A 15521-nucleotide genomic window follows, 5' to 3' on the forward strand; every position below is an offset into this window, starting at 1 on the left:
GAGAGCGACAGGGGACTTTCACCGGCTTGCGGTAGACTTGCAAAATCTTGCGCTTTTTTCTTTTCCGGGGGCTGGCAACGGGGGACAACAGTTCTTAGACTGACAGTTCACTCAATAACGCGCTAACGGTTATGTCTCACGCTTACGATACCTTTGAAACGCTACGCCAGCAGAATGCGGTCCTGCGGGAAACCGTTTCTCTGAATTCCGGCATTCAGCTGGCGGCGTGGTACAACAAGCGCGATACGATAACGGTTAAGAGCAACCATCACACCCTCAGTCTGTACGTCGCCGACGGTTACGAGAGCTATCAAAAGACGCCGGGCGGCTGGAAGAACGGCGGGGGACCGGATCGTTTCTGTTTAATGCCGAAAGAGAGTGAATCGACGTGGGATATCCGCGACGACCTGTCTTTTGTCCATCTCTACTGCACCGACGAACACCTGCGCGATGTGGGCGAAAAAATCTGGGACAAGCGGCCGCTGTCGCTGACGCTGGACGAGCGCATTTTTGGCAGCGACCCGAAGATCACCGCGCTGTACCGCCAGTTTCTTCTCGGCTGCGACTGGCAGCAGCAGGCCAATCAGCTCACCCTGAGTACGGCCTCCACGCTGCTATTGACCCACCTGCTGCAAAACTACGCTAACGTTCAGTGGAAGCTGCCGGTCGTTACCGGCGGGTTATCGCCGTTTGTTCTGCGCAACGTGCTGGCTTTCATTGAAGAAAACCTCGGGCAGCCCCTGACGCTGGCTGAGCTCGCGGCGCAGGCTGCCCTCAGCGAATACCATTTTGCCCGCATGTTCCGCCAGTCGACGGGGCTGGCGCCGCATCAGTACGTCATGCAAAGGCGCATGGAAAAAGCGAAAAACCTGGTACAGCATACCTCGACGCCGCTCACCGATATCGCGCTGGCCTGCGGGTTTAACTCCGCCAGCCACTTCAGTAACCGTTTCCGTAGCGTCATGGGCATCACGCCGTCTCAGCTACGCGCGGCGAGCGCGTGAGAACAGGGCGTAGCACACCCCACCCAGCACCAGCCCCCAGAATGCCGAACCGATGCCGAGGATCGTAACGCCGCTCGCGGTCATCAAAAACGTGACGATGGCCGCGTCGCGCTCCGCTTCATGATTCAGCGCCTCATATAAACTTCCCCTAATGGTACCCAGCAGCGCCAGACCGGCAAGGGTCTGGATCCAGCTGAGCGGCAGTGCTGCCATTATCGCGGTGATAGATCCGCCGAACACCCCCGCCAGCAGATAAAACCCGCCAGCCGCGATGGCCGCCAGCCAGCGTTTAGCGGCATCCGGGTGGGCATCCGGGCTTTGACAGATAGCGGCGGTAATGGCGGCTATGCAGATGGAAAAGACGCCGAAGGGGGACAGCAGCAGCGCGAGCCCGCCCGTAAAAATAATGATCGGTGAGACCGCCAGCGGATAGCCGGACGCTTTCATCGTCGCGAAACCGGGCGCATTTTGCGAGGCCATGGTCACCAGAAAGAAAGGCAAACCGATACTTACCAGACTGGTGAAGGTAAAGGCGGGGGCAATAAACTCAGGCATCACGGGGGAGAGGGTGATTTTATCGGTGACAACGTCACCTCCGGCCCACGCCACGATCCCGCCCACCAGCAGCGTAACGACGATGGCATACCGCGGTGCCAGCGCTTTCGCTACCAGCCACGCCGCAATCATGCTTCCGCACAGCAGAAAGTGCCCGTCCAGATGGGCAAACGCATGCAGCCCAAACTGCAGGAGTACGCCCGCCAGCATGGCGGCCGCAAGCGAATGGGGGATTAGCTTCATCAGACGGGCAAAAAGCCCGGTAACGCCGCAGAGTAAAATGAGCGCGTTGGCGAAGATGAACACGCCGATCGTCTCAGCCAGCGTTACGCCGTGCAGGCTTGTGGCGAGCAGCGCCGCGCCGGGCGTAGACCAGGCGGTCAGCACCGGGGCCTTATACCACCAGGAAAGCGCCAGGGTGCTGACGCCCATTCCTGTCCCCAGCGCGGTCATCCAGCCCGCGATCTGCTGCGCGCTGGCGCCCGCCGCCGCCGCGGCTTGCCAGATAATGGCTGCAGAACTGGCGTAACCGACCAGGACGGCGACAAATCCAGCCAGTGCGGCTGGAACGAGATGAGAGGAAGGGCGCATGGGAACTCCGTTGTGCGTTATAACGTCCGCGATAAGGTAACACTGTGCGTTATAGCGTACAAGTGGTATGCTCATCACCATCAGGAGGGAGCATGGACATTACACAACATCTTGCAGCAACGCTGAAAACGCTGCGCCAGGCCCGCGGCTGGAGTTTGTCGAAGCTGGCGGAAGAAACCGGCGTGTCGAAAGCGATGCTCGGGCAAATCGAGCGCAATGAGTCCAGCCCGACGGTGTCGACGCTGTGGAAAATTGCCACCGGGCTGAACGTCCCGTTTTCCGCGTTCATCACGCCCGAGGCGGACAGGCCGGCGGTGTTTGATTCGCAGCAGCAGGCGATGGTGATTAAACCGCTCTTTCCCTGGGATGAGACGCTCAGGTTCGATCATTTCTCCATCACGCTGGCACCGGGCGCCCTGAGTGAGTCCACGCCGCACGAGGCGGGGGTGATCGAACATGTGGTGGTGATCGACGGCGAGCTGGAGATGAACATCGACGGCGAGTGGCAGACGGTTTATGCCGATTCTGGCGTTCGTTTTGCCGGCGATAAAGCACACGCCTACCGCAACAGCACCGACCGGCCGGTGCATTTTCACTCTCTGATCCATTATCCCCGCTGAGACTACGCAAAACTGTTTCGCTGTCGCATACTTCTGACTACAATAGCCGCCATTTTGACCATAACGGATAACGACGAAGTATGCGCCTGCAATCCCATCATCTTGAACTTTTAAGCCCGGCCCGCGACGCCGCCATTGCCCGTGAAGCAATCCTTCACGGCGCTGACGCCGTCTACATCGGCGGCCCTGGCTTCGGTGCCCGCCATAACGCCAGCAACAGCCTGAGCGATATCGCCGAGCTGGTGCCGTTCGCCCACCGTTTCGGGGCGAAAGTGTTCGTGACCCTGAACACCATTCTTCATGATGATGAGCTGGAGCCCGCGCAGCGTCTGATTACCGATCTCTACCAGACCGGCGTTGATGCCCTGATCGTTCAGGACATGGGCGTCCTGGAGCTGGATATTCCGCCCATTGAGCTGCACGCCAGTACCCAGTGCGATATCCGTACGGTAGAAAAGGCGAAGTTTCTCTCCGACGTCGGCTTTTCGCAGATTGTTCTGGCGCGCGAGCTGAACCTTAATCAGATCCGCGATATTCACCAGGCGACGGACGCGACGATTGAATTCTTTATCCACGGGGCGCTGTGCGTGGCCTATTCCGGCCAGTGCAACATTTCCCACGCCCAGACCGGCCGCAGCGCCAACCGCGGCGACTGCTCTCAGGCCTGCCGTCTGCCGTATACCCTGAAAGACGATCAGGGCCGCGTCGTGGCGTTCGAAAAACACCTGCTCTCCATGAAGGATAACGATCAGACGGCTAACCTGGGCGCGCTGATCGACGCGGGCGTGCGTTCCTTCAAGATTGAAGGGCGCTACAAAGATATGAGCTACGTGAAGAACATCACCGCGCACTATCGCCAGATGCTCGACGCCATCATTGAAGATCGCGGTGACCTGGCGCGCGCGTCAGCCGGGCGTACCGAGCATTTCTTTGTTCCGTCGACGGACAAAACCTTCCACCGCGGCAGCACGGACTATTTCGTGAATGCCCGTAAAGGGGATATCGGCGCGTTTGACTCACCGAAGTTTATCGGCTTACCCGTTGGTGAAGTGCTGAAAGTGGCGAAAGATCACCTTGATGTCGAAGTGACGGAACCGCTGGCGAACGGCGATGGCCTTAACGTGATGATTAAGCGTGAGGTCGTGGGCTTCCGCGCCAACACGGTCGAGAAAACCGGGGAGAACCGCTACCGCGTATGGCCGAATGAATTGCCCGCCGATCTCTACAAGGCAAGGCCGAACGCGCCGCTCAACCGTAACCTGGATCATAACTGGCAGCAGGCGCTGCTTAAAACCTCCAGCGAGCGTCGCATCGCGGTGGATATTGAGCTGGGCGGCTGGGAAGAGCAGCTGATTCTGACCATGACCTGTGAAGACGGCATCAGCGTGACGCATACGCTCGACGGCCTGTTCGAGGTGGCAAACAACGCGGAAAAAGCGCTTAACAGCCTGAAGGATGGCGTGGCGAAGCTGGGCCAGACAATTTACTACGCGCGCGCGATAGAGGTTAATCTGCCGGACGCGCTGTTCGTACCGAACAGCCTGCTTAACCAGTTCCGCCGTGAAACGGCAGAGATGCTGGATGCAGCGCGTCTGGCCCAGTATCCGCGCGGCAGCCGTAAGGCCGAATCTGTTCCTGCGCCCGTGTATCCGGACACCCATCTATCCTTCCTCGCGAACGTTTACAACCATAAAGCGCGTGAATTCTATCATCGTCACGGCGTGCAGCTGATCGACGCGGCCTATGAAGCGCACGAAGAGAAGGGCGATGTGCCGGTGATGATCACCAAGCACTGCCTCCGCTTTGCTTTTAACCTGTGTCCTAAGCAGGCGAAAGGGAATATCAAGAGCTGGAAGGCGACCCCCATGCAGCTGGTTAACGGCGACGAAGTTCTGACCCTGAAGTTTGACTGCCGTCCGTGCGAAATGCACGTTATTGGTAAGATGAAAAACCACATCTTCAAAATGCCGCCGCCGGGCAGCATCGTCGCGTCCGTCAGCCCTGACGATCTGATGAAAACCCTGCCGAAGCGTAAAGGCAGTTAACTACCTTACGTGCGTGTCCGGTTTGCGCGATTTCTGCCACTGGTGGTGTTCGCGCAAACCCTCCGCCGACTCTTCTGCCGCACTGCGTAACTCGTCGCTGTCGGCCTCATGCCGCAGCTGATGTTCAACATTTTTTACCCATACGTATTCATGGCCTTTGTGCCCGGCCATAAGCTGGCCTGAAAACAGAGCACAAATAAGCAGGACGACAGATAACCCTTTTTTTAGCATGGTGTTCACCGCTGAATAACATTGCGGAATAAGCATGCCGATCGTTTCTTCGTGTTATTATTCTTTTATTCAAAGTACGGCAAAGAAAATGTCAAATACTGTTGGATCGGAATTCGTCTTAGGAAATTTCCTAAATATGATTGTGGCGTTGTAAACTACCTGTTCTGGTACTGAAAGAGACGTTTACTTTAAGGATAATCCTATATAATAGAGGTTCTCTGGCTAAGGAATGGGTCTTAATTAATGAAAAAAATAATCGCGCTTGCGCTCCTTGTGGCGGCCGTAGGGGCTACCGCAGGGTTGCGCTATATCGAGAATGGCGAACCAGAATATATTCAGTCCGCAGAAACCCGCGTTGGTTCCTATTTAACCAGCGACTACGGACGCGTAGCCTGTAATAGCAAAAAAGTAAATGAACAACGCTGGGAATTAGACTGCACGCATCAGGCTGGGGGAAAAACATTCCAGTTCGCGGTGTATCCCTCTGAAAAAGCACCCTATGGTGTCTCGCGATCGTTTTATCTCGAAGCCCTTAACGATGATGCAAAACAGAGCGCTGAGCAGGGTCTGATGCGCTATTTGCAAATCAACACCAGGTCGAGTTAATCCTTAATAAGGCTGTTGAGCTTTCGTTGAGGAAGCCGGTGTTAGTTTGTTCGAGATCCGCTGCCCGACCATGGAGTGTCGGGGACGTAGAGACCAAAATACAAATCTATCCATGCAAGCATTTACCGCCAGATAATGGCGGTTTTTTTTGCCAACTCGCTTGTGCCATGCCCCTATGATCTAACCTGATAGTGTGACTGTACCAGTCCCGAAGGGAAGCTGCGGCTTGATACCAGGGTTAAATCAATATCCCGGGACAGCGTGCCAAAAAGCGGTTTTCCTGAGCCGAGCAGCACGGGTACGGTAGTGATAACAATATCGGCGACCAGCCCTTCGTGCAGGAAGGACTGTATCACCTGCCCGCCATCGATATAGACGCGATTTACGTTTTGTGCCGCCAGATCGTCGAGAACCTCTTTTGGCGTGCTGCGCGAGAACTGCACTTTGCCCTTCAGCGCCTCGGGCACGGGCGTCCCGGCCAGCTGTCGGGAGAGCACCAGCACGGGCCGGTCATAAGGCCATGCGTCAAAGGTCAGCACCTTTTCGTAGCTACCCCGGCCCATCACGATCCACTCTTTATCGGCGATGAACGCGTCATAGCCATGATCTTCTGTCGGGTCATCGCGCTGCAGCAGCCAGTCGATATCGTCATTTTCTCTGGCGATGTAGCCATCAAGACTGACAGCGATAAAAACGTGTGTGGTGACCATCAGGAGCTCCGTATTCAAACGTAATCGAAAAGACTGACCGTTTAGCGGCCAGCATCAGGGGGCGAAAACTGTTTACGATACTGGGCAGGCGAAAGCGCATACTGCTGGCGAAAATGATGGCGCAGCGTCGATGCCTGACCGAACCCGGTCTGTTCAGCAATGCTGTCGATGCTCAACCGACTGCTTTCCAGATAATCTTTCGCTCTCAGCAGGCGTTCATTGATCAGCCAGCGTGCGGGCGTCATCCCCGTCGCCGCCTCGAAGCGGCGCAGGAAGGTGCGCTGGCTCATACCGACCCGACGCGCCAGCGAGTCGAGGCTGTGCGGCTCGATAAGATGCTGGTGCAGATAGTCAAACAGCTGGCCCAGGCGCTGGCTCTCACGCAGCTGTGCCACCGGGCGGCTCAGCTGCTGCGGCTGCGAACCGTCACGGTGAGGGGGGATCACCAGCCGCCGCGCCACGCTGTTGGCGGTTTCCATACCGTAATCCCGCCGGACGACGTGCAGACAGAGATCGATCCCTGCCGCGCTGCCCGCAGAGGTCAGGATGTCTCCCTCGTCCTGGTAGAGCACGTCCTCAACCACTTCGATTTCAGGGTAGCGGGCCTTAAGCCCGTCAATATAGCGCCAGTGCGTTGTGGCCTTGCGGCCGTTCAGTAGCCCCGTAGCGGCCAGCACGAACACGCCCGAACAGATGGACAGCAGCTGGCACCCGCGCGCGCTGGCCTGGCGCAATGCCTCGCTGAGTGCGTCCGGAACCGGTGCATCCAGCCCGCGCCAGCCGGGAACCACGATCAGATCTGCCGACGCAAGCAGGCTCAAATCGCCATCAGTAACCATGCGGATCCCGCCGGTCGCCCGCAGTTCTCCGCTATCCACGCTCGCCACCGCAAAACGATACCAGTCGTCGCCCAGTTCCGGACGCGGCAGGCCAAAAATCTCCACCGCGACGCCAAACTCGAAGGTACACAGTCCGTCATAAGCCAGCACCACCACCTGCGGGCGGGAAATTTGTCTTAAGTTTGTCATCTTTTTGCTGTTTTCTGGCATAAGCAAGCGCATTCATGAGCTGAATTTGTGGATAGAGTAGTGTTAACACAAACGCCAAAGATGAGGAAGGATCATGAGCTATGTTACTGAATTTCCGGCTGCCGAGCCGCAGGAAGCCGTTACCCATTTTCTGCGTCGCCTGAGCGTCGAAACCGACTGCGCCGACGTGCATCATGCCATCGCCAATAATGAGCAGGACTTTGTGCTGCTGCACGTGGTGGGGAGCCCGGAACAGTTTGCCCGTCGCCATGTGCCGGGGGCACTGCATATGCCCTGGAGCCAGATTACCGCTGAGCGGATGTCCCAATGGCCGGAAAGGACGCTGTTTGTCGTCTACTGCGCGGGGCCCCACTGTAACGGGGCTGACCGAGCCGCGCTGAAGCTGGCGCGTCTCGGGCTGCCGGTCAAAATCATGCTTGGCGGCATTACCGGCTGGGAAGATGAGCGCTACGCGTTTGCCAGCCTGGCGTCCGTCGCCGCGCTGTGAATATGAATTTTTTTCAACACCCGTGAAATTTTCTCGTTTGCCGGAAGCGGTGAGGTATGACATCTTTTTTGGACATTTAGACATCCAGAAGTCTAAATATTCAAATGATGAATTATCACTGCCGGCAATTATCGCCGGCAGACTGAGGAGATTTCCATGCAACGACAGCACGCCCCTTACCGCGCCGACGTAGTCGGCAGCTTTTTACGTCCGGATGCCGTTAAACAGGCGCGCCTGAAGTTCGCCAGCGGCGAAATTGATGCCGGACAGCTTCGTGCGGTGGAGGACGAGGCCATTCGCCACGTCGTCGAGCAGCAGTGTGCGTGCGGCCTGCATGTAGTGACCGACGGTGAATTTCGCCGTGCCTGGTGGCACTTCGACTTCTTTGACGGTCTGCAGGGCGTTGAGCGTTACGATTCACAGCAGGGCATTCAGTTCAACGGAGTACAAACCAAGGCCCACGGCGTGCGCGTGACCGGCAAGCTGGGCTTTGGCGACCACCCGATGCTGGAAGATTTCCGCTATCTGAAAAGCATCAGCGGCAATGCCCAGCCGAAGATGACCATTCCCAGCCCAAGCGTGCTCCATTTCCGCGGCGGGCGCAAAGACATCGACGCGACGGTTTACCCGGATCTGAACGACTATTTCGAGGACCTGGCGACCACCTGGCGCGACGCCATCCGCGCATTCTACGACGCGGGCTGCCGTTACCTGCAGCTGGACGACACCGTCTGGGCTTATCTCTGTTCGGACGATCAGCGCCGTCAGATCCGCGAGCGCGGCGATGATGCCGATGAGCTGGCGCAAATCTATGCCCGCGTGCTGAACAAGGCGCTGGAAGGCAAGCCGGAGGATCTGACCATCGGGCTGCACGTCTGCCGCGGCAACTTCCGTTCCACCTGGATTTCCGAAGGCGGCTACGAGCCGGTGGCGGAAGTGCTGTTCGGAACGGTTAACGTTGACGCCTTTTTCCTCGAATACGATAACGACCGCAGCGGGGATTTCGCGCCGCTGCGCTTCGTTCGTCCGGGCAAGCAGCAGGTGGTGCTGGGGCTGATCACCACCAAAAACGGTGAGCTGGAGAACCCGGAAGGCGTCAAGGCGCGTCTGGAAGAGGCAGCGAAGTACGTGGCGAAAGATCAGATTTGCCTCAGCCCGCAGTGCGGTTTTGCCTCGACAGAAGAGGGCAACAGCCTGAGCGAAACCCAGCAGTGGGATAAAGTCCGTCTGGTCACGCAGATTGCCAGCGAAGTCTGGTAAACCTTCCGGCACAGCGCTGCATTATAAAAGTGCAGCGCTGTGCCATTCTGAGTCGTTCTCTTTACATCCTGCACTCTGTTTCCTGCAATAGCGCATTTTTCATTCTGGCATCCTTTTTGCTCCTGCTTCGCTGACACCTTTATTTCCGCGTCCATGCCGTAACGGACGTTTTCGCACAGCGTTCTTTTTCAGGAGTGAAAATATGCAGCGTCGTACCTTATTAAAAGCCTTTGCGTTATCCGCGTCCGTCGCGGCGATGGGAATGAGTTTTGGCGTGCAGGCCGCCGATACCATCAAAGTGGGGATCATGCATTCTCTGTCCGGCACGATGGCCATCTCCGAAACCCCGCTGAAAGACGTCGCGCTGATGACCATCGATGAGATCAACGCCAAAGGCGGCGTGCTGGGTAAGAAACTGGAGCCGGTGGTGGTGGATCCGGCCTCGAACTGGCCGCTGTTTGCCGAGAAGGCGCGTCAGCTGTTGAGCCAGGATAAAGTGGCGGTAGTGTTCGGCTGCTGGACGTCGGTTTCGCGTAAATCGGTGCTGCCGGTCTTCGAAGAGCTGAACGGCCTGTTGTTCTATCCGGTGCAGTATGAGGGCGAAGAGATGTCGCCAAACGTCTTCTATACCGGCGCAGCGCCGAACCAGCAGGCCATTCCGGCGGTGGAATACCTGATGAGCGAAGACGGCGGCGGGGCAAAACGCTTCTTCCTGCTGGGGACCGACTACGTTTACCCGCGCACCACCAACAAGATCCTGCGCGCGTTCCTGCATTCGAAAGGGGTGGCGGATAAGGACATCGAAGAGGTTTACACCCCGTTTGGTCATAGCGACTACCAGACCATCGTCGCCAACATCAAGAAATTCTCCGCAGGCGGCAAAACCGCCGTGGTCTCGACCATCAACGGCGATTCCAACGTGCCGTTCTACAAAGAGCTGGCTAACCAGGGACTGAAGGCGACCGACGTCCCGGTGGTGGCGTTCTCCGTAGGTGAAGAAGAGCTGCGCGGGATCGACACCAAACCGCTGGTCGGCAACCTCGCGGCGTGGAACTACTTTGAATCCGTGGATAACCCGACCAACCAGGCCTTCGTCGCGGATTACAAAGCCTATGCCAAAGCGCACAAGCTGCCGAACGCCGATACCGTAGTGACCAACGACCCGATGGAAGCTACTTACGTGGGGATTCATATGTGGGCGCAGGCGGTGGAAAAAGCGGGCACCACCGACGTGGATAAGGTGCGTGCGGCGATGGCCGGTCAGTCGTTTAAGGCGCCTTCAGGCTTTACGCTCACCATGGATGCCACCAACCATCATCTGCATAAGCCGGTCATGATCGGTGAAATCGAAGGCAACGGCCAGTTCAACGTGGTCTGGCAGACGGAGCAGCCGGTACGTGCCCAGCCGTGGAGCCCGTTCATCGACGGGAATGACAAAAAGCCCGACCAGCCGATGAAAACCGCCAGCAACTAAGCCTTCACCGCAGGGAGAAACGTCATGAACGCCATGCGCATGTTCATCGCTCTTGTATGGCTTTCCGGACTGCTGCCAGGGATGGCGCAGGCATCGGATGCCGATCGTTTTGTTGCCGCCAGCCGCAGCCAGCAGGCGGATTTACTCACGCAGTGGGCCGCCGCGCCGGATGCCGCTCGTCTGCCGCTGCTTCAGTCTCTGCAAAAGGAAAACCTGTATACCGACAGCCAAAAGCACGCCTTTGCGCAGCGCAATGGTCAAATGGTTTCGCTCGGTGAAGCCCGTGTGATCGAAGGGCAAACCAAAGCCGTTCGTCTGACCAACCGGCTGCGCGTGCTGGCCGCTACGGCCATCGCTACACATCAGCTGGTGAGTGACAGTGTCACAGAAAGACGAGCGGCGGCGCGTCAGCTTCAGCGGGATGCCCAGTCGGGGATGCTCGCTTTTCTCGAAAAGCGGGTAAACGATGAAACGGACGCTGTCGCGCGCCAGGCGCTTTTACTGGCGGTGGCGAATCTCCAGCTGGCCAGCCCGCAGGCAGAGGTGCGCCACAAGGCTGTCGAATTATTAGGCCAGTCAGACGATCCGGACGTTCAGTCCAGACTCACCCCGTTCACTCAGGCGCAGACCGAGCCGGACGCCAGCGTGCGCGCGGCCGCGCAGGAGAGTCTTAGCCAGATCCAGCATCGACTGATGTGGGGCGACCTGCTGGGCCAGGCGTTTATGGGGCTGTCCCTGGGATCGGTGCTGCTGCTGGCCGCGCTGGGGCTTGCCATTACCTACGGCCTGCTGGGCGTCATTAATATGGCGCACGGCGAGATGCTGATGCTGGGCGCGTACGCCACGTGGATGGTGCAGCAGGCGATGGCCGGGCTTGCGCCCCAGTGGCTGGCGCTCTATCCCGTTATCGCGCTGCCGGTGGCGTTCTGCCTGACGGCGGGCATCGGGATGGTGCTGGAGCGCACCGTGATCCGTCACCTGTATGGTCGCCCGCTGGAAACGCTGCTGGCAACGTGGGGGATCAGCCTGATGATTATCCAGCTGGTGCGCATGACGTTTGGCGCCCAGAACCTGGAGGTCGCCAACCCGGCATGGCTGTCCGGCGGGGTGCAGGTTTTTGCCAACCTGACGCTGCCGTGGAACCGCATCGTGGTGCTGGGCTTTGTGCTGATGGTGCTGTTCTTTACCTGGCTCATTCTGAATAAAACCCGTCTGGGGCTCAACGTGCGGGCGGTAACGCAGAACCGCAGCATGGCCGCCTGCTGCGGGGTACCGACCGGGCGCGTCGATATGCTGGCGTTTGGGCTGGGCTCAGGGATCGCCGGGCTAGGCGGCGTGGCGTTATCCCAGCTTGGGAACGTCGGGCCGGAGCTCGGTCAGGGTTACATCATCGACTCGTTCCTCGTGGTCGTTCTCGGTGGCGTGGGCCAGCTGGCAGGCAGCGTAGCCGCCGCATTTGGGCTGGGCATTTTCAATAAAATTCTTGAGCCCCAGATGGGGGCCGTACTGGGCAAGATTGTGATTCTGGTAGCGATCGTGCTGTTTATTCAGAAGCGTCCTCAGGGGCTGTTTGCGCTGAAAGGGAGGGTGATTGACTGATGAGCCAGCCGCTAACCTTAACGCTGGCGCGTAAAGCGCCGCGCGTCACGCAGATTGCAGGCAGCCTCCTGGTGGCATGTCTGCTGATATTACCGTTTTTCGCCTTGCTGCCTGCGACGCATCCGCTGGCGCTGTCGACCTGGATGCTGACGCTCATCGGCAAGATCCTCTGCTATGCCATCGTTGCGGTGGCGCTGGATCTGGTGTGGGGCTATGCCGGCATGCTCTCTCTTGGGCACGGCATCTTCTTCGCCCTGGGCGGCTATGCGATGGGGATGTACCTGATGCGTCAGGCGTCAGGGGACGGCCTGCCCGCGTTTATGTCGTTTCTCTCCTGGAGCGAGCTGCCGTGGTTCTGGTGGGGCACCCAGCACTTTGCCTGGGCGCTGGTGCTGATTGTGATGGTGCCGGGCCTGCTGGCGCTGGTGTTTGGCTGGTTTGCCTTCCGCTCAAAGATCAAAGGTGTCTACTTCTCGATTATGACCCAGGCGCTGACCTACGCGGGCATGCTGCTGTTCTTTCGCAACGAAACCGGATTTGGCGGCAATAACGGCTTTACCGGCTTCACTACGCTGCTCGGGTTTTCGGTGACGGAAACGGCCACCCGCATCGCGCTGTTCCTGGCAACCGTGCTGCTGCTGCTCATGGCGTTGGGTACCGGATTTGCGCTGGCGAAGAGCAAGTTTGGCCGCATCCTGACCGCCGTTCGCGACGCCGAAAACCGCCTGACGTTTTGCGGCTACGATCCGCGCGGGTTCAAGCTGCTGGTATGGACGCTCTCTGCCGTGCTGTGCGGCCTGGCGGGGGCGCTGTACGTCCCGCAGGTGGGCATTATCAACCCCGGAGAGATGTCGCCGACCAACTCGATAGAAGCCGCCATCTGGGTGGCGCTGGGCGGGCGCGGCACGCTGGTGGGGCCGGTGATTGGCGCGGCGCTGGTCAACGGAGCGAAGAGCTTTTTCACCGTCGCCATGCCAGAGTACTGGCAGCTTTTTCTGGGACTGATTTTTATTGCCGTCACGCTGTTCCTGCCGCGCGGCGTCTACGGTCTGTTGCGTAAGGGAGAGAAATAATGCAGCCAACGGAAGGATTATTTACCCGCCAGCTGCCCGGCGATCGCTACCGGGAGCAGACTGACCCGGTGCTTCAGCTTGAGGCCATTAACGTCAGTTTCGACGGCTTTCAGGCCCTGTCCGATCTCTCGCTGAATATCGGCGTGGGCGAGCTTCGCTGCGTGATTGGCCCCAACGGGGCCGGTAAAACCACGCTGATGGACGTCATTACCGGCAAAACGCGGCCAAAGAGCGGCAGGGCGATTTACGATCAGTCCATCGACCTGACCGCGCTTGAGCCTGCGGCCATTGCCCGTCAGGGGATTGGTCGAAAATTCCAGAAGCCCACGGTCTTTGAAGCGCTGACGGTGTGTGAAAACCTCGAGATCGCCATGAAAACCGACAAATCCGTCTGGGCGAGCCTGCGGGCAAAACTCAACGGCGAGCAGCGCGACCGGATCGACGAAATGCTGGTGTTGCTGCGCCTTAGCAGCGAGCGCGATCGCCGCGCCGGGCTGCTTTCGCACGGGCAGAAACAGTTCCTGGAGATCGGCATGCTGCTGGTGCAGGACCCGCACCTGCTGCTGCTGGATGAACCCGCCGCCGGGATGACTGACGCAGAAACGGAATACACCGCCGAGCTGTTCAGAACCCTGGCGGGCAAGCACTCCCTGATGGTGGTGGAGCACGATATGGGCTTTGTTGAAACGATTGCCGACCACGTCACGGTGCTGCATCAGGGGCGGGTGCTGGCGGAGGGCTCGCTTCGCGAGGTGCAGGCCAACGAGCAGGTGATTGAGGTCTATCTGGGGCGCTAAGGAGCGATGATGTTACAGGTTAACGAACTGAATCAGTATTACGGCGGTAGCCATATCCTGCGCGGCGTGAGCTTTGAAGCCGTCACCGGCGAAGTCACCTGCCTGCTGGGGCGCAACGGCGTCGGGAAAACCACGCTGCTGAAGTGTCTTATGGGGCTGATCCCGGCGAAAACCGGGGAGGTCATCTGGCAGGGTAAAACGATCACCCACAGCAGGCCGCACCAGCGGGTGCAGTCTGGTGTGGCGTATGTCCCGCAGGGGCGCGAGATTTTTCCGCGCTTAACTGTGGAAGAGAACCTTCTGCTGGGGCTGTCGCGATTTCCCGCCCGCGAGGCGAAGCAGGTGCCTGACGAAATCTGGCAGCTGTTCCCGGTACTTAAAGAGATGAAGCATCGTCGCGGGGGTGATCTCTCGGGTGGGCAACAGCAGCAGCTGGCGATTGGACGCGCGCTGGCGAGCCGTCCGCAGCTGCTGATCCTGGATGAACCCACCGAAGGCATACAGCCATCCGTCATCAAAGAGATCGGCCACGTGATCCGCACCCTGGCAAACAGAGGCGACATGGCGATCCTGCTCGTTGAGCAGTTTTACGACTTTGCCGCAGAGCTGGCCGACAGCTATCTGCTGATGTCCCGTGGCACCATTATTCAGCGCGGGCGGGGTGAAAATATGGAGCAGGAGGGCGTTCGCGGGCTGGTTGCGATCTGAGATGTTATAATATAACATTCTCGTTCTTATAAAACGGAACGAGGGCGTTACTTTGGCTGCATATATTGGAAAATTTGCCATGACTCTGGGGGCGCTGCTGGTCAGCGGCCAGCTGTTTGCTCACTCGCACGGTCATCAGATGACCGAAGCGGAACAGAAGGCGGCAAACGGCGTGTTTGAGGATAAGGACGTGAAGGACAGAGCACTGTCAGACTGGGACGGGACCTGGCAGTCGGTTTATCCGTTCCTGCTGGACGGCTCGCTGGATCCGGTCTTCAGGCAGAAAGCGCAGAAGGAAAAAAGCAAAACCTTTGACGAGGTGAAAGCGTACTACCGTAAGGGATATGCGACGGACGTGGATGCCATCGGCATCGAAAATAACGTGATGGAATTTCATAAAGGCAAAGCGGTCAGCCGCTGTCAGTATGCTTACAGCGGCTACAAAATTCTGACCTATGCGTCAGGTAAGAAAGGCGTTCGCTATCTGTTTGAGTGTAAAGATGCCGACAGCAAGGCGCCTAAATTCGTGCAGTTCAGCGACCACACCATCGGACCGAAGGCCTCTTCGCACTTCCATATTTTCATGGGCAACACCTCCCACGAGGCGCTGCTGAAAGAGATGGATAACTGGCCGACCTATTATCCAAACGAGATGTACAAAGAGCAGGTGGTGGAGGAGATGCTGCACCACTAGGCTGTTGCTTTTGCCGGG

The 15521-nt window shown here is 58.3% G+C and carries 16 protein-coding genes; 12 read left to right on the forward strand and 4 right to left on the reverse strand.

Going from position 1 to position 15521, the window contains the following annotated elements:
* Window positions 1–131 precede the first annotated feature (131 nt).
* The gene (locus ACR42C_RS11325; protein ID WP_116339966.1) at window positions 132–1004 is read left to right on the forward strand and encodes a helix-turn-helix transcriptional regulator; all 873 of its coding nucleotides are present in this window, start codon (window positions 132–134) and stop codon (window positions 1002–1004) included.
* Here ACR42C_RS11325 and ACR42C_RS11330 read toward each other — a convergent pair.
* On the reverse strand, window positions 984–2150 hold the full coding sequence (locus ACR42C_RS11330; protein WP_479985148.1) for a benzoate/H(+) symporter BenE family transporter: 1167 nt from the start codon (window positions 2148–2150) through the stop codon (window positions 984–986). The two genes, ACR42C_RS11325 and ACR42C_RS11330, sit on opposite strands and share 21 nt — an antisense overlap.
* A 92-nt stretch (window positions 2151–2242) precedes the next feature.
* Here ACR42C_RS11330 and ACR42C_RS11335 point away from each other — a divergent pair, with 92 nt between their 5' ends.
* Both ACR42C_RS11335 and ACR42C_RS11340 read left to right on the forward strand, forming a co-directional pair.
* A complete protein-coding gene (locus ACR42C_RS11335; RefSeq protein WP_233003507.1) occupies window positions 2243–2770 on the forward strand; it encodes a helix-turn-helix domain-containing protein in 528 nt (175 codons plus the stop codon).
* Window positions 2771–2850: 80 nt separating this feature from the next.
* On the forward strand, window positions 2851–4815 hold the full coding sequence (locus tag ACR42C_RS11340; protein ID WP_479985149.1) for a peptidase U32 family protein: 1965 nt from the start codon (window positions 2851–2853) through the stop codon (window positions 4813–4815).
* On the opposite strand, the gene ACR42C_RS11345 is transcribed toward ACR42C_RS11340, so the two are convergent.
* Complete coding sequence (locus ACR42C_RS11345) at window positions 4816–5046, reverse strand: DUF2554 family protein (protein ID WP_116341124.1); 231 nt, start codon at window positions 5044–5046, stop codon at window positions 4816–4818.
* 243 nt (window positions 5047–5289) lie between these two features.
* Here ACR42C_RS11345 and ACR42C_RS11350 point away from each other — a divergent pair, with 243 nt between their 5' ends.
* Complete coding sequence (locus ACR42C_RS11350; protein WP_166711126.1) at window positions 5290–5652, forward strand: hypothetical protein; 363 nt, start codon at window positions 5290–5292, stop codon at window positions 5650–5652.
* Between the two features lie 173 nt (window positions 5653–5825).
* Here the strand turns inward: ACR42C_RS11350 and ACR42C_RS11355 are convergent, their stop codons facing one another.
* Complete coding sequence (locus ACR42C_RS11355; RefSeq protein ID WP_162874949.1) at window positions 5826–6362, reverse strand: dihydrofolate reductase family protein; 537 nt, start codon at window positions 6360–6362, stop codon at window positions 5826–5828.
* A 41-nt stretch (window positions 6363–6403) separates the two neighbouring features.
* Window positions 6404–7411 (reverse strand): transcriptional regulator FtrA, encoded by a 1008-nt coding sequence (gene ftrA, locus ACR42C_RS11360; protein WP_316379123.1) that lies wholly within the window; start codon window positions 7409–7411, stop codon window positions 6404–6406.
* 73 nt (window positions 7412–7484) lie between these two features.
* On the opposite strand from ftrA, the gene ACR42C_RS11365 reads away from it, so the two are divergent.
* The 8 genes from ACR42C_RS11365 (at window position 7485) to zinT (ending at window position 15503) form a co-directional block, all read left to right on the forward strand.
* A complete protein-coding gene (locus ACR42C_RS11365; protein WP_479985150.1) occupies window positions 7485–7898 on the forward strand; it encodes a rhodanese-like domain-containing protein in 414 nt (137 codons plus the stop codon).
* 156 nt (window positions 7899–8054) lie between these two features.
* Window positions 8055–9158, forward strand: a complete 1104-nt coding sequence (locus ACR42C_RS11370) for a cobalamin-independent methionine synthase II family protein (protein ID WP_192982362.1) — start codon at window positions 8055–8057, stop codon at window positions 9156–9158.
* Between the two features lie 202 nt (window positions 9159–9360).
* Entirely contained in the window at window positions 9361–10632 is a 1272-nt protein-coding gene (gene urtA / locus ACR42C_RS11375) for an urea ABC transporter substrate-binding protein (RefSeq protein WP_116339951.1), read from the forward strand.
* A 24-nt stretch (window positions 10633–10656) separates the two neighbouring features.
* Window positions 10657–12231 carry an urea ABC transporter permease subunit UrtB gene (gene urtB, locus ACR42C_RS11380; RefSeq protein ID WP_320719555.1) on the forward strand — a complete coding sequence of 525 codons (1575 nt, stop codon included), beginning with the start codon at window positions 10657–10659 and terminating at the stop codon, window positions 12229–12231.
* Window positions 12231–13304: an urea ABC transporter permease subunit UrtC gene (urtC, locus tag ACR42C_RS11385; RefSeq protein WP_316387201.1), complete on the forward strand. Its 1074-nt coding sequence runs from the start codon at window positions 12231–12233 to the stop codon at window positions 13302–13304. Before urtB ends, urtC begins: the two co-directional genes overlap by 1 nt.
* Window positions 13304–14101: an urea ABC transporter ATP-binding protein UrtD gene (urtD, locus tag ACR42C_RS11390; RefSeq protein ID WP_479985151.1), complete on the forward strand. Its 798-nt coding sequence runs from the start codon at window positions 13304–13306 to the stop codon at window positions 14099–14101. The genes urtC and urtD overlap by 1 nt, the downstream gene beginning before the upstream one ends.
* A 9-nt stretch (window positions 14102–14110) precedes the next feature.
* Window positions 14111–14809, forward strand: a complete 699-nt coding sequence (gene urtE, locus ACR42C_RS11395; RefSeq protein WP_163329615.1) for an urea ABC transporter ATP-binding subunit UrtE — start codon at window positions 14111–14113, stop codon at window positions 14807–14809.
* A gap of 52 nt (window positions 14810–14861) precedes the next feature.
* Window positions 14862–15503 (forward strand): metal-binding protein ZinT, encoded by a 642-nt coding sequence (gene zinT / locus ACR42C_RS11400; protein ID WP_479985152.1) that lies wholly within the window; start codon window positions 14862–14864, stop codon window positions 15501–15503.
* Window positions 15504–15521 lie beyond the last annotated feature (18 nt).

The organism is Enterobacter sp. MG-EB028 (genome assembly GCF_056673305.1).